The 13,320-nt window shown below is 71.0% G+C and carries 11 protein-coding genes; 10 read left to right on the plus strand and 1 reads right to left on the minus strand.

The window, feature by feature from the left end:
* The first annotated feature begins 13 nt into the window (after positions 1 to 13).
* Genes bchI through ACJMKZ_RS01165 form a run of 4 tightly spaced genes read left to right on the plus strand, consistent with a single transcriptional unit; the run spans position 14 to position 4,899 of the window.
* On the plus strand, positions 14 to 1,039 hold the full coding sequence (gene bchI, locus ACJMKZ_RS01150) for a magnesium chelatase ATPase subunit I (RefSeq protein WP_405231354.1): 1,026 nt from the start codon (positions 14 to 16) through the stop codon (positions 1,037 to 1,039).
* Positions 1,036 to 2,832 carry a magnesium chelatase subunit D gene (locus ACJMKZ_RS01155; protein ID WP_405231355.1) on the plus strand — a complete coding sequence of 599 codons (1,797 nt, stop codon included), beginning with the start codon at positions 1,036 to 1,038 and terminating at the stop codon, positions 2,830 to 2,832. The genes bchI and ACJMKZ_RS01155 overlap by 4 nt, the downstream gene beginning before the upstream one ends.
* A complete protein-coding gene (gene bchO / locus ACJMKZ_RS01160; RefSeq protein ID WP_405231356.1) occupies positions 2,819 to 3,790 on the plus strand; it encodes an alpha/beta fold hydrolase BchO in 972 nt (323 codons plus the stop codon). Before ACJMKZ_RS01155 ends, bchO begins: the two co-directional genes overlap by 14 nt.
* Positions 3,787 to 4,899 (plus strand): phytoene/squalene synthase family protein, encoded by a 1,113-nt coding sequence (locus ACJMKZ_RS01165; protein ID WP_405231357.1) that lies wholly within the window; start codon positions 3,787 to 3,789, stop codon positions 4,897 to 4,899. Before bchO ends, ACJMKZ_RS01165 begins: the two co-directional genes overlap by 4 nt.
* 225 nt (positions 4,900 to 5,124) lie before the next feature.
* On the opposite strand, the gene ACJMKZ_RS01170 is transcribed toward ACJMKZ_RS01165, so the two are convergent.
* On the minus strand, positions 5,125 to 6,060 hold the full coding sequence (locus ACJMKZ_RS01170; protein ID WP_405231358.1) for a carotenoid 1,2-hydratase: 936 nt from the start codon (positions 6,058 to 6,060) through the stop codon (positions 5,125 to 5,127).
* Positions 6,061 to 6,153: 93 nt separating this feature from the next.
* On the opposite strand from ACJMKZ_RS01170, the gene ACJMKZ_RS01175 reads away from it, so the two are divergent.
* From ACJMKZ_RS01175 to bchZ, 6 genes are all read left to right on the plus strand, one after another.
* Positions 6,154 to 7,026, plus strand: a complete 873-nt coding sequence (locus ACJMKZ_RS01175) for a polyprenyl synthetase family protein (protein ID WP_405231359.1) — start codon at positions 6,154 to 6,156, stop codon at positions 7,024 to 7,026.
* Positions 7,027 to 7,030: 4 nt separating this feature from the next.
* Positions 7,031 to 8,167 (plus strand): methyltransferase, encoded by a 1,137-nt coding sequence (locus tag ACJMKZ_RS01180; RefSeq protein WP_405231360.1) that lies wholly within the window; start codon positions 7,031 to 7,033, stop codon positions 8,165 to 8,167.
* A 122-nt stretch (positions 8,168 to 8,289) separates the two neighbouring features.
* Positions 8,290 to 9,279: a chlorophyll synthesis pathway protein BchC gene (gene bchC, locus ACJMKZ_RS01185; RefSeq protein ID WP_405231741.1), complete on the plus strand. Its 990-nt coding sequence runs from the start codon at positions 8,290 to 8,292 to the stop codon at positions 9,277 to 9,279.
* 47 nt (positions 9,280 to 9,326) lie between these two features.
* Positions 9,327 to 10,298, plus strand: a complete 972-nt coding sequence (locus ACJMKZ_RS01190; protein WP_405231742.1) for a chlorophyllide a reductase iron protein subunit X — start codon at positions 9,327 to 9,329, stop codon at positions 10,296 to 10,298.
* A 22-nt stretch (positions 10,299 to 10,320) separates the two neighbouring features.
* Entirely contained in the window at positions 10,321 to 11,847 is a 1,527-nt protein-coding gene (gene bchY / locus ACJMKZ_RS01195) for a chlorophyllide a reductase subunit Y (protein WP_405231361.1), read from the plus strand.
* On the plus strand, positions 11,847 to 13,298 hold the full coding sequence (gene bchZ / locus ACJMKZ_RS01200; protein ID WP_405231362.1) for a chlorophyllide a reductase subunit Z: 1,452 nt from the start codon (positions 11,847 to 11,849) through the stop codon (positions 13,296 to 13,298). Before bchY ends, bchZ begins: the two co-directional genes overlap by 1 nt.
* Positions 13,299 to 13,320 lie beyond the last annotated feature (22 nt).

Below are 13,320 nucleotides of genomic sequence, written 5' to 3' on the forward strand. Positions count from 1 at the left end.
CGGAGTCCCTGAGATGGCCGCACCCTTTCCGTTTTCCGCGATCGTCGGTCAGGACGAGATGAAGCTCGCCCTGATTATCGCCGCCGTCGATCCGGGCATCGGCGGCGTGCTGGTGTTCGGCGACCGGGGCACGGGCAAATCCACGACCGTGCGTGCGCTGGCCGCGCTGCTGCCGAAGATGCGGGCGGTGACGGGCTGCCGCTACGGCTGCGACCCCGATGCAGTGGACGACCTGTGCGACGAGTGCCGCGAGCGCAGTCGGCACGGCGAACTGAAGAGCCGCACGCTGCCGGTACCGGTGGTGGACCTGCCGCTCGGCGCCACCGAGGATCGGGTGGTGGGCGCGCTGGACCTGGAGCTGGCACTGACCCAGGGCGAGAAAGCCTTCGAGCCCGGCCTGTTGGCCCGTGCGCATCGCGGCTTCCTGTACATCGACGAGGTGAACCTGCTGGAGGACCACCTGGTGGACCTGCTGCTGGACGTGGCCGCCTCCGGCGAAAACGTGGTGGAGCGCGAGGGGCTCAGCGTGCGCCATCCGGCGCGCTTCGTGCTGATCGGCAGCGGCAACCCGGAGGAGGGCGAGCTCCGGCCCCAGCTGCTGGACCGCTTCGGGTTGTCGGTGGAGGTGCGCACGCCGGAAGAACTGGCCACCCGCATCGAGGTGGTCCGGCGCCGCGACGAATACGAACGCGGTCCCGCCGCGTTCGTCGAGAAGTGGAAACGACGCGACGGCCGCCTGCGGACGAAGATCCGCAAGGCACGGGAGCACATCGACGGCGTCGCGGTCTCCGACGCCATGCTGGAGCAGGCTGCCCGGCTCTGCATCGCTCTCGGCACCGACGGACTGCGCGGCGAGCTGACGCTTGTGCGGGCGGCCCGGGCCCTGGCGGCACTGGAAGGTGCCGGCGAGGTGACGGAGAAACAGCTCCGCGAGGTGGCGGGCCCGGCGCTCCGTCACCGGCTGCGGCGCAATCCCCTCGACGACTCAGGCTCCGGCGTGCGCGTGGAGCGGGCGCTGGAAGAGGTGTTGGGGCCGTGAGCACCGCCTGGTCCGACGCGCTGCGGGCCGCGTGTCTGTTCGCCATGGACCCGGCGGGTTTCGGCGGCGTGAATCTCAGGGCCCACGCGGGCCCCGTCAGGGACGAGTGGCTCCGGGTATTGAAGGGGCTTTTGCCGGAGGGGAAACCGTTACGCCGGATACCGGTGCATGTCACCGGGGCGCGCCTGCTGGGCGGCCTCGACCTCGCCGCGACGCTGGGTCAGGGACGGCCGGTGGCGGAGACGGGGCTCCTGGCCGAAGCCGACGGCGGCGTGCTGCTGCTGACCTCCGCGGAACGGGCGGAACGAGCCAGCGTCGCCCACATCACGGCGGCGCTCGACACCGGCCGGGTCCTCCTGGAGCGCGACGGCATCGCGGCCAGACAGACCGCCCGCGTCGGCATCGTGGCGCTGGACGAGGGGCTGGACGAGGACGAGCAGCCGGCCGCCGCCCTGCGCGACCGCCTGGCGTTCCACCTCGACCTCACCGCTATCGGCTATCGGGAGACCCGCGAGGTGCCCGCCGGATGCAAGCCCGGCCGGGTCGATGCCGCCCGCCGTGCGCTGCCCGGCGTCGCGGCCGATGAGCGCTACGCCGAGGCGTTGTGCGGTGCGGCGCTCGCCCTCGGCGTGGATTCGCTGCGCGCCTCCCTGCTGGCGCTGCGGGCAGCCCGTGGGCTGGCCGCGCTGGCCGGCCGTGAGGCGGTGACGGACGAGGACGCCGCCGGCGCCGCGCGCCTCGTACTGGCATCCCGGGCCACTCGTCTGCCGCAGAGCGAGACCGACGAAGAGGAATGGCCCGACGAGCGGCCCGAGGACCGGGAGCCCGATACGCCGCCGCAAGAACGACAGGAGGAGGGCATCCCCGACGGCCCGCTGCCGGATCAGGTGCTGGAGGCGGCCCGGGCCGCGCTGCCGGCGGCATTGCTGGATGCGCTGCTGGCGGCCGGCGGGGCGCTGCGCTCCGGCACTGCCGGCAAGGCCGGTGCCGTGCAGACCTCGCGGCTGCGCGGCCGGCCGACCGGCGCGCGAGCCGGCGAGCTTCGGGACGGCGCGCGCCTGAACGTTATCGAGACCCTGCGCGCCGCCGCGCCCTGGCAGCCGCTGCGCCGCGAGGAGAAGGCCCGCGGCAGCGGAGCCGCGCATCGCGACGCGCGGGTGGAGGTGCGCAAGAGCGACTTCCGCATCACCCGCTTCCGTCAGCGCACCGAGACCACCAGCATCTTCGTGGTGGACGCTTCCGGGTCGGCCGCCATGCACCGGCTGGCGGAGGCGAAAGGGGCCGTCGAACTCCTGCTGGCCGACTGCTACGTGCGCCGGGACCGCGTGGCGCTGATCGCGTTCCGCGGGCCGGGGGCCGAGCTGCTGCTGCCGCCCACGCGCTCGCTGGTGCGGGCGAAGCGCGGCCTGGCGCAACTGCCCGGTGGCGGCGGCACGCCGCTGGCGGCCGCCATCGATTCCTCGCTGACCATCGCGGATGCGGCACGGCGCCGCGGGGAGACGCCGCTGGTCGTATTCCTGACCGACGGTCGCGCCAACGTGGGACGCGACGGCATCGGCGGTCGTACCCGCGCGCGCGAGGATGCCCTGCAGGCGGCCCGGTCGCTGCGCGTCGCGGGCTTCTCGACCCTGGTTATCGACACCTCGCCGCGGGCGCGGCCCGACGCGAGGGAACTCGCCGAGGCCATGGCCGCCCGCTATCTGCCGCTGCCTCAGGCGGACGCGGCAACGCTGTCCCGTGCCGTGCGGCAGGAAGGCGAACTGGCGGCGGGAGCAAGCCATGCGGCGGCCTGACGGCGGCGCAGCGGTTAGCAGTCGGGGCCTGGCTCTGGCCGGGCGAGACGATGATAAGGCTCGCACTGGCGAGACGCTGCAATGGGATATCGACGGGCGCGACTGGCCGAACCGGCAGACGAGCCGTTTCGCGGAGGCAGGCGGGATCCGCTGGCACTTCCAGCGGGCCGGCGACGGCCCGGTCGCGCTGCTGCTGCACGGCACCGGGGCATCCGCGCATTCCTGGCGGGATCTGCTGCCGGAGCTCGCGCGTGAGTTCACGGTGGTGGCGCCGGATCTGCCCGGTCACGGTTTCACCACGGCGGCCGCCGACGATGGTTATTCGCTGCCGGGCATGGCCGGCGCGGTCGCGTCGCTGCTGGCGTCGCTCGACGTATCGCCCCGGCTGGTGGCGGGCCATTCGGCCGGGGCGGCCATCTCGCTGCGCATGGTGCTGGACGGCCGCATCCAACCGGACGCCGTCGTGAGCATCAACGGCGCGCTGCTGCCATTCCGTGGGCTGCCCGGTCAGCTGTTCTCGCCGGCGGCGCGGCTGCTCGCCCGCCTGGCTTTCGTGCCGCGGCTGGTCGCCCGGCGGGCGGCCGACCCGGCCGCGGTCACGCGTCTGCTGCGGGACACCGGCTCCCGGGTGGATGACGAGGGCGTGGCGCTGTATCGCCGGCTCATTAGCAGTCCGGCACACGTGGCGGCAACCATCGCCATGATGTCCCGCTGGGACCTGGCGCCGATGATCCGGGAATATCCGGAACTGGCGGTGCCGCTGCTGCTGGTCGTCGGCGAGCAGGACGGCACGGTCGCGCCGCACGAGGCCGAACGGGTCGCGCGGCTGGTGCCGGGCGCGCGAGTGGAGCGGCTGGCCGGGCTGGGGCACCTGGCTCACGAAGAGGAGCCGGAGAGGGTGGCGGAACTGATCATCGGTTTCGCCCGCAGCGTTGAGGCGGGGGGCGCCGGACGATGACGAATCTGGAAATTGGGACACGAGGCGGGCTTCGATTCAGGGACGCGTCGCCGCCGTCGCGGACCGACGGCGACCTGGCCGCTTGCCGGCAGCTGTTGCGCCACGGCTCGCGGACCTTCCACGCGGCCTCCTATCTGCTGCCGCGCCGTGTGCGCGATCCGGCGACGGCGCTCTACGCCTTCTGCCGGCTCGCCGACGATGCCGTCGACGAGACCGCGGGTCATGCCCGGGGCAACCGGGCCGTGCTGGCCGATCTCGACTGCCGGCTGCAGCGTGCCTATGCCGGCAATCCCCTGCCCATCGCGGCGGACCGTGCCTTCGCCCGTGTGGTGCGCGAGCACCGCATTCCGCTGGCCCTGCCTGCCGCCCTGCTGGACGGTTTCCGCTGGGACGCCGAGGGACGGCGCTACGAGACGCTGGAGGAGCTGCACGGCTACGCGGCGAGGGTGGCCGGCACGGTCGGCACCATGATGGCGATGCTGATGGGCGTACGCTGCCGGCAGCAACTGGCCCGGGCCTGCGACCTGGGCGTGGCCATGCAGCTGTCGAACATCGCCCGTGACGTGGGCGAGGATGCGCGGGCGGGACGACTGTATCTGCCGCTGTCCTGGCTGCGCGAGGCCGGTATCGCGCCGGACGACTGGCTGTCCCGCCCCATTCATTGCGGCGCCCTCGGCGGCGTGGTGGAGCGCCTGCTGCGCGAGGCCGACCTGCTCTACGACCGGGCGGAGGCCGGTATCTCACGGCTGCCCCGGACTTGCCGCCCCGGCATCCACACCGCCCGCTTCCTCTATGCCGGTATCGGCGACCAGGTGCGCCGGCGGCGTCTCGATTCCGTGAGTGGCCGCGCGGTGGTGCCTGCGAGCCGCAAGGCCCGTCTGCTGGCACGGGGGCTCGTCTCGACAGCGATGCCGCCCGTGGACAACGCCGCGCCGCCCCTGCCGGCCGCCGCCTTCCTGGTGGAAGCCGCCGCCGCCGCGCCGCCGGCGGCGGCGCCGGATCCGACTGGCCTCACCCGCTGGGCCTACTGGCTGCTGGACCTGTTCGCGCAACTCGAGCGAAGGGAGCGCGCCGGACCGGGCGATGCCGTGGCGGTCGCCGAGGAATAGAGCCCGACCCCCCACGTAGGAGGGCCTTCAGGCCCGATTCCCTTCTTTCTTGGCCGCCATGCGGGGGTATCCATCTTGCTCCCGACAAAAGGTCGCGGCGATGGATACCCCCGCATGACGGCCGCCTCGCAGTGGCGTGAAGGGGCTGCCAGTTAGCGGCCCTTGCTGATCGGTGCCAACGCCAAAAGAAAGCGGGATCGGGCCTGAAGGCCCTCCTACATGGTGTCAGCGGCGCGGTGCGCGGAACGGCAGCAGGCATTGCACCCAGGGCGAGGCGAATCGATCCAGCGACAGGCTCTCGTGGATGCCCGTCAGCGTCTCGCCGAACAGCTGTGCCTCGACGATCGAGCGGGCGTAAAAGGGCGTGTCTTCCAGCGTGCGCAGCACTCTCGCGCCGCCGGGTTCCTCGGCACGGGTGGTTCGCGCCACCCGCCAGCCGGTAGCGGGCAGGATTGCCGCGGGCGGCGCTTCGAAGTTGGTGGTGCCGCCGTCCGGGGCGAAGCGCAGCGCCAGCGAGTGTCGGCTGCCGTCCCGGCGTACGGCGTCGTAGAGCACTGCTGTATCCTGGCCGGCGTCCATGCGCGACCAGTTCCAGCCGACGAAGTCGCGCTCCAGGGCATCGTCGCCCCAGTTGCTGTCCAGGTAGCCGCTGCCGCTCCAGTGGGAGGCGGGCGAGGAGAGGTCGACCTCTACGCGGGCCCGGGGCGCCAGAGGCTGCCAGTGGTGGCGGCCCTCCGTGTCGAGGACGTAGGGGCCGGCGCCGGGAATCTCCGGGCGGACGCGTACGGTGCCGCGCAGGCGTGTGGGCACCGGCACGGTGACCTCGTCGATCTCGAACAGCAGGTCGTCGCCGTCACGCCGGACCCGGCTCGGGCCGATGCGGAACTCGTCGGCGCTGCGCTCGACCCGCGCGGTCCGCCGCTCCGTGAAGGCCCACCGTTTGGATCGGGGTCGGTACAGCACGGCATTCAGGGTGCAGTGACCCAGCGGGTCGGTGGGGGCGCGCCGGCGCGCCATCGCGTACCAGGGCGAGAAGACGCTGCCGACGAATGCGATCAGGGTCAGCGCGCTCCGGCCGTCGGCGCTCATCGCGTCCACATACCACCAGCGATAGCCGTCGGCGGGAACCGGCGCGTCGAAAGGCGGGAAGGGCGTGGACAACCGATTGACTCCGTCTGTGGGTGTGTCTATTCTAGCTGACACTTGTGTTGACAAGCGAACGTGACACTCCAACATGACACCCGGGAGGCGGGCATGGAACGCATATCGCGGATCGAGGCGGCGCTGACTGCAGCGCTGGAGCAGGGGAGCGCGCAGCCGAAGTGCCCGCCAAAGCTCGCCGAGGCGATGCATTATGCCGTCTTCCCCGGCGGCGCGCGGGTGCGCCCGAGGCTGTGTCTGGCGGTCGCCGAGGCCTGCGGCAGCGAGGCGAGCCGTTCGGCGGTCGCGGCCGCGGCCGCGCTGGAGTTGCTGCACTGTGCCTCCCTGGTGCACGACGATATGCCCTGCTTCGACGACGCGGCGCTCCGGCGGGGCAGGCCGTCACTGCACCGTGCGATGGGAGAGCCGCTGGCGCTGCTCACGGGCGACGCATTGATCGTACTCGCCTTCGAGGTCATCGCGGACGGTGCCGCCGGCGCGGGCCGCAGCCTCGCGCCGCTGCTCCTCACGGTCAGCCGTGCGGTCGGCGGGCCCGCCGGCCTCGTGGCCGGCCAGGCCTGGGAGTGCGAGCCGCGGGTGGTGCTGGCCGACTACCACCGGGCGAAGACGGCGGCCCTGTTCGTCGCCGCCACCGAAGCGGGCGCTATCGCCTCGGCCGCGGACCCCGCGGACTGGCGTGCGCTGGGCGAGCGCCTGGGCGAGGCCTACCAGGTTGCCGACGACCTCCGGGACGCCGCGGGCGATTGCGAGGAAATCGGCAAGCCCGTCGGTCGCGATGCCGCGCTGGGCCGTCCGAGCGCGGCCGCGGAGTTCGGCATCGCGCGGGCCCTCGGCCGGATGGAGGAACTGGTGGACGCCGCCATCGCGGCCATACCCGACTGCCCCGGGGCGGAGAGCCTGCAGGACCTGATCCACAACGAGTCCCGCCGCCTGGTGCCGAAAGACCTCGCGCGCCTGGTGGCGTGACGCCGTGGCCCGGCAGCCTGTGCCGGCTCTGAGGGACAGGCTGGCGGGGTGGCGGGACGCGCTGCTCGCGAATCCCCGGTTCCAGCGCTGGGCCGCGGCTTTCCCGCTGACCCGTCCCATCGCCCGCCGCCGCGCGCGGGAGCTGTTCGACCTCTGCGCGGGCTTCGTCTATTCCCAGGTGCTGCTCGCCTGCGTCGAACTCGACCTGTTCGAGCGACTGGCGGAGGGGCCCCGCGACGGCGCCGCGCTGGCGCGGGACTGCGACCTGCCGGAGAGCGCTGCGACGCGCCTGTTCGGCGCGGCGGTATCGCTGCGGCTGCTGAGCCGGCGCCCGGACGGACGCTATGCCCTGGGCCCGCTGGGCGCGGCGCTGCGGGGCAACCCCGGCGTCGCCGCCATGGTCCGCCATCATCGTCTGCTCTATGCGGACCTGGCCGAGCCGCTGGCATTGCTGCGCGGCGAGCGGGCCGATACCGCGCTGGGCGACTACTGGTCCTATGCCACCGCGGCCGAGCCGGCCGGTGCCGCTGCGGAGCGTGTTGCCGACTACTCGGAACTCATGTCGGTCTCCCAGCCCTTCGTCGCCGCCGAGGTGCTCGCGGCGGTTTCGCTGAAGCGCTGCCGCCGCCTGCTGGACGTCGGCGGCGGCCAGGGCACCTTCCTCATCGCCGCCGGGCGGCGATGGCCCCACCTGCAGCTGGCCCTGTTCGATCTGCCGGCGGTCGCCGAGCGCGGGCGGCGGCGTCTCGAGGAGGCGGGTCTCGGCGCGCGTTCCACGGTGACGGGCGGCAGTTTCCTCACCGATGCCGTCCCCGGCGGGGCTGACGTCATCTCTCTCGTACGGGTCATCCATGACCACGACGATGCCGACGCCGCGCGGATCCTGGCCCGTGTGCGCGAAGCCCTCGAGCCGGGCGGGCGGCTCCTGCTGGCCGAACCGATGGCCGGCACCCGGGGTGCCGAACCGGTCGGCGACGCCTACTTCGGCCTCTATCTGTTCGCCATGCGCAGCGGCCGGCCGCGCACCGTCGAAGAGCTGCGCTCGCTCCTCGGTAACGCCGGATTTACCCGCATACGGGCGGTTCCCACGCGCGTGCCGCTGCTGACGCGGGTCATCGTAGCGGAGCGCACACGGACCTAGGCGAAACCCCTGAAAGCCGAAGCGTCAATACAACTTGACAACTCCGACAGTCAAGCTAGACTGACGCCTAAGACGTTAGAGGCTGTCCGTGTCGGACAGCCGGAGTGTGTGACTCAGTGACCATGGATGCCCTTGCCGTCGTGCTGGAGAAACCGGAGCAACTGGTGCTCAGCCGGCTGGACCTGACCTCGCCGGAAGCGGGCGACGTCGTGGTCGACATCCGCTGGAGCGGGATCAGCACGGGTACCGAGCGTCTGCTCTGGTCCGGCCGTATGCCCCCGTTTCCCGGCATGGGTTATCCGCTGGTCCCCGGTTACGAATCCGTAGGCGTGGTCCGCGAGGCCGGTCCCGCCTCCGGCCGCCGCCCCGGCGATTTCGTGTTCGTCCCGGGCGCTCGCTGTTTCGGCGAGGTACGCGGGCTGTTCGGGGGCGCCGCGTCCCGGGTGGTCGTGGCCGGCGAGCGCGTCATACCGGTGGACGAGGACCTGCAGGAAGACGCGGTGCTGCTGGCGCTGGCCGCCACGGCCTACCACGCCATGGCCATCTCCGTTGCCGGCGCCGACCCGCCCGCATCGATCCCCGAACTGATCATTGGCCACGGCGTGCTCGGGCGGTTGCTCGCGCGCCTGGCGGTGATGCTCGGCGATCGTCCCGTGACCGTGTGGGAGAAGAATCCGGCCCGGGTCGCCGGCGCACTCGGCTACCGGGTGCTCGACCCGGCCGAGGACGAGCGCCGCAACTATTCGGTCATCTGCGACGTGAGCGGCGATGCCTCGCTCCTCGACGAACTGATCCCCCGGCTGGCGCCCGGCGGCGAAATCGTGCTCGCCGGCTTCTATCACGAGCCGGTCTCGTTCTCGTTCCCGCCGGCCTTCATGCGCGAGGCCCGGCTGCGCATCGCCGCCGAATGGCGCCCCGACGACATGGTCGCCGTGCGCGATCTCGTCGCGAGCGGCGGGCTGTCACTGGCCGGCCTCATCACCCATCGACGTCCGGCCGGCGAGGCCGCCGATGCCTATCGCACGGCGTTCGGCGATCCCGCCTGCCTGAAGATGGTCCTGGACTGGAAAGACGCGACTGACAAGAACGCAAGTAGCGGGAGAGATTCATGAGCGACAAGCGAACCGAGGGCGGCGTGACCGTGCAGCTTCCCGACAGCATGCAGGCCAGGCTGCGGGCCGAGGCTTCCATAGAGCCCGATCCGGTGCCCACGGGCGAGCCGGCCAAAGAGACGCAGATCATCGCCATCTACGGCAAGGGCGGCATCGGCAAGAGCTTCACGCTCTCCAACCTGAGCTACATGATGGCCCAGCAGGGCAAGAAGGTGCTGCTGATCGGCTGCGATCCGAAGAGCGACACCACCTCGCTGCTGTTCGGCGGCAAGGCCTGCCCGACCATCATCGAGACGTCCTCGAAGAAGAAGCTCGCCGGCGAGGAAGTCGAGATCGGCGACGTCTGCTTCGTGCGCGACGGCGTCTTCGCCATGGAACTCGGCGGCCCCGAAGTGGGCCGCGGCTGCGGCGGACGCGGCATCATCCACGGTTTCGAGCTGATGGAGAAGCTCGGCTTTCACGACTGGGACTTCGATTACGTGCTGCTCGATTTCCTCGGCGACGTCGTCTGCGGCGGTTTCGGCCTGCCGATCGCCCGCGACATGTGCCAGAAGGTGATCGTGGTCGGCTCCAACGACCTGCAATCCCTCTACGTCGCCAACAACGTCTGCTCGGCGGTGGAGTACTTCCGCAAGCTGGGCGGCAACGTGGGCGTGGCCGGCATGGTCATCAACAAGGACGACGGAACCGGCGAAGCCAGTGCCTTCGCGGATGCCGTCGGCATACCCGTGCTGTCCGCCATCCCGGCGGACGAGGACATCCGGCGCAAGAGCGCCAACTACCAGATCGTCGGCATGCCCGGCGGGCAGTGGGGACCGCTGTTCGAGGAACTCGCCAGTAACGTGGCGGACGCGCCGCCGCAGCATCCCACGCCGCTGGAGCACGACGGCCTCCTCAATCTGTTCAAGTCAGAGGACGTCGGCCGGGGCATCCGGCTGCAGCCGGCCACCCAGGCGGACATGTGCGGCAAGAACCACGTCGAGAAACCTTCACTGGAGGTCGTCTACGAGCAGATCTGAGCCGGGGGCAGCAACGACAAGAATGACGGACAAGAGCGACAAGACGGACATCAACGTGGAGGCCACCCGCGGGGACGGCCATGGCTGCCACGCCGGCCGCGACAAGATGCGCGAGGCCGCCGCCGCGGCCGGTAACGGCGAGGCGCTGGAGCGCTACGCGGAGGACTATCCGCTGGGGCCCCACGATCAGCCCCAGAGCATGTGCCCCGCCTTCGGCTCGCTGCGCGTGGGCCTGCGCATGCGTCGCACGGCCACCATCCTCTCCGGCTCGGCCTGCTGCGTGTACGGACTGACTTTCACGTCTCATTTCTACGGCGCCCGCCGCACGGTCGGCTACGTGCCGTTCAACTCGGAGACCCTGGTCACCGGCAGGCTGTACGAGGACATCAAGGAAGCCGTGGAGAAGATGGCCGACCCGGAGCATTACGACGCCATCGTCATCACGAATCTCTGTGTGCCCACGGCCTCCGGCGTGCCGCTCAGGCTGCTGCCGAAGGAGATCAACGGCGTGCGCATCATCGGCATCGACGTGCCCGGCTTCGGCGTGCCCACCCATGCCGAGGCGAAAGACGTGCTGGCCGGGGCCATGCTTGCCTACGCCCGCACGGAAGCCGAGCACGGCCCGGTACAGGCGCCTCGTGAGGGTGTCGAGGAGCGGCCCACCGTCACACTAATCGGCGAGATGTTCCCGGCCGACCCGGTCGGCATCGGCATGATGCTCGAACCCATGGGGCTCGCCGCCGGCCCGGTCGTCCCCACCCGGGAGTGGCGCGAGCTGTACGCGGCGCTGGACTGTGCCGTGGCCGCCGCCACCCATCCGTTCTACACCGCCTGCTTCCGCGAGTTCGACGCCGCCGGGCGGCCGATCGTCGGCTCGGCGCCCGTCGGCCACGACGGCACCGCCGCGTGGCTGGAGGCGATCGGGGAGGCCTGCAACGTGCCCGCCGACCGCATCGCCGCGGCGAAGAACGCGGCGCTGCCGGCGATCCGTGGCGCACTCGCCGAGGCGCCGATCAACGGGCGTATCACGCTGTCCGGTTACGAAGGCTCCGAGTTACTGGTGGCACGGCTGCTGGTGGAGAGCGGTGCGGACGTCCGCTACGTGGGCAGCGCCTGTCCGCGCACCCGCTGGTCCGACCCCGACCGCGAATGGCTGGAGGCGAAGGGCGTGCAGGTGCAATTCCGGGCCTCGCTGGAGCAGGACCTGGCGGCCATGCGGGAGTTCGAGCCCGATCTCGCCATCGGCACCACGCCGGTGGTGCAGAAGGCCAAGGAACTGGCGATACCCGGCCTGTACTTCACGAACCTGATCTCGGCGCGGCCGCTGATGGGACCGGCCGGTGCCGGGTCGCTGGCGCAGGTCGTCAATGCGGCGTTGGCCAACAAGGACCGCTTCGACGAGATGCGGGCGTTCTTCGAAGGCGTCGGTTCCGGGGATACGGCGGGCGTCTGGGAGGACCGGCCGGCGGAGCGCCCCGAGTTCCGCGAGAACTACCGTCGCCAGCTCGAGAGGCTGGCGAAGAAGAAGGCGTCGGAGGCGATGGTCTGATGCTGGTTCTGGATATGGATCGGGCGGGCGGCTACTGGGGGTCGGTGTATGTCTTCACCGCCATCAAGGGCCTGCAGGTCATCATCGACGGGCCGGTGGGCTGCGAGAACCTGCCCGTGACCTCCGTGCTGCATTACACCGACGGACTGCCGCCCCACGAGCTGCCCGTCGTGGTGACCGGGCTCGGCGAGGACGAGCTCGGCCAGCACGGCACGGAAGAGGCCATGAAGCGGGCCCACGCCACGCTGGACCCGGATCTGCCGGCCGTAGTGGTGACCGGCTCCATCGCCGAGATGATCGGCGGCGGCGTGACGCCGGAAGGCACCAACATCAAGCGCTTCCTGCCGCGCACCATCGACGAGGACCAGTGGCAGAGCGCCAACCGGGCCATGCAGTGGCTGTGGACGGAGTACGGCACGAAACGCATCCGCAAACCGAAGAAGCGCAAGGACGGCGAGAAGCCGCTGGTCAACATCATCGGTCCGGCCTACGGTTACTTCAACACGGTCTCCGATCTCGCCGAGATCCGCAGGCTGGTCGAAGGCATCGGCGCCGAGATCAACATGGTGTTCCCGCTCGGCAGTCATCTCGCCGACGTGCAGAGGCTCTCGGATGCCGAGGTGAATGTCTGCATGTACCGGGAGTTCGGCCGGCTGCTGTGCGAGACGCTGGAGCGCCCCTACCTGCAGGCGCCGATCGGCGTGCATTCCACGACCAAGTTCCTGCGCAAGCTCGGTGAACTGCTGGATCTCGATCCGGAGCCGTTCATCGAGCGGGAGAAGCACACCACCATCAAGCCGGTGTGGGACCTGTGGCGCTCGGTCACCCAGGACTTCTTCGGCACGGCGAGCTTCGCCGTGGTGGCCAACGAGACCTACGAGCGCGGCCTGCGCAATTACCTGGAACACGAGCTCGGTCTGCCCTGCACGTTCTCGTTCGCACGCAGCGCGGGCAAGAAGCCCGACAACGAGGCCGTACGCGCGGCGGTGCGGGAGAAGACGCCCCTGATCCTGTTCGGCAGCTACAACGAGCGCATGTATCTGGCCGAGAACGGCTCACGCGCCATGTACATCCCGGCCTCGTTCCCGGGCACTGCGATCCGTCGGCACACGGGCACGCCGTTCATGGGCTATGCCGGTGCCACTTACGTCGTGCAGGAGGTGTGCAACGCGCTGTTCGACGCGCTGTTCCACATCCTGCCGCTGGCCACCGACATGGACCGCGTCGAGGCCACACCGACGCGGCTGCACCAGGAACTGCCCTGGGAGGATGCCGCCAAGGCTGATCTGGACCGGGTGGTGGAGGCGCTGCCGGTGCTGATCCGGATCTCCGCGGCGAAGCGCCTGCGCGACGCCGCCGAGCACCGGGCGCGCAGCCGGGGCGAGGAGCGGGTGACCGAAGAACACGTGGCCGACGCCCGGGCCGCGCTGAAAGAAGGACGGGCGGCGTGAACGGTCCGTTGCCGACAAGAGG

It is taken from the genome of Lentisalinibacter salinarum (assembly GCF_040706555.1).
GTDB lineage: Bacteria > Pseudomonadota > Gammaproteobacteria > Steroidobacterales > Woeseiaceae > Lentisalinibacter > Lentisalinibacter salinarum.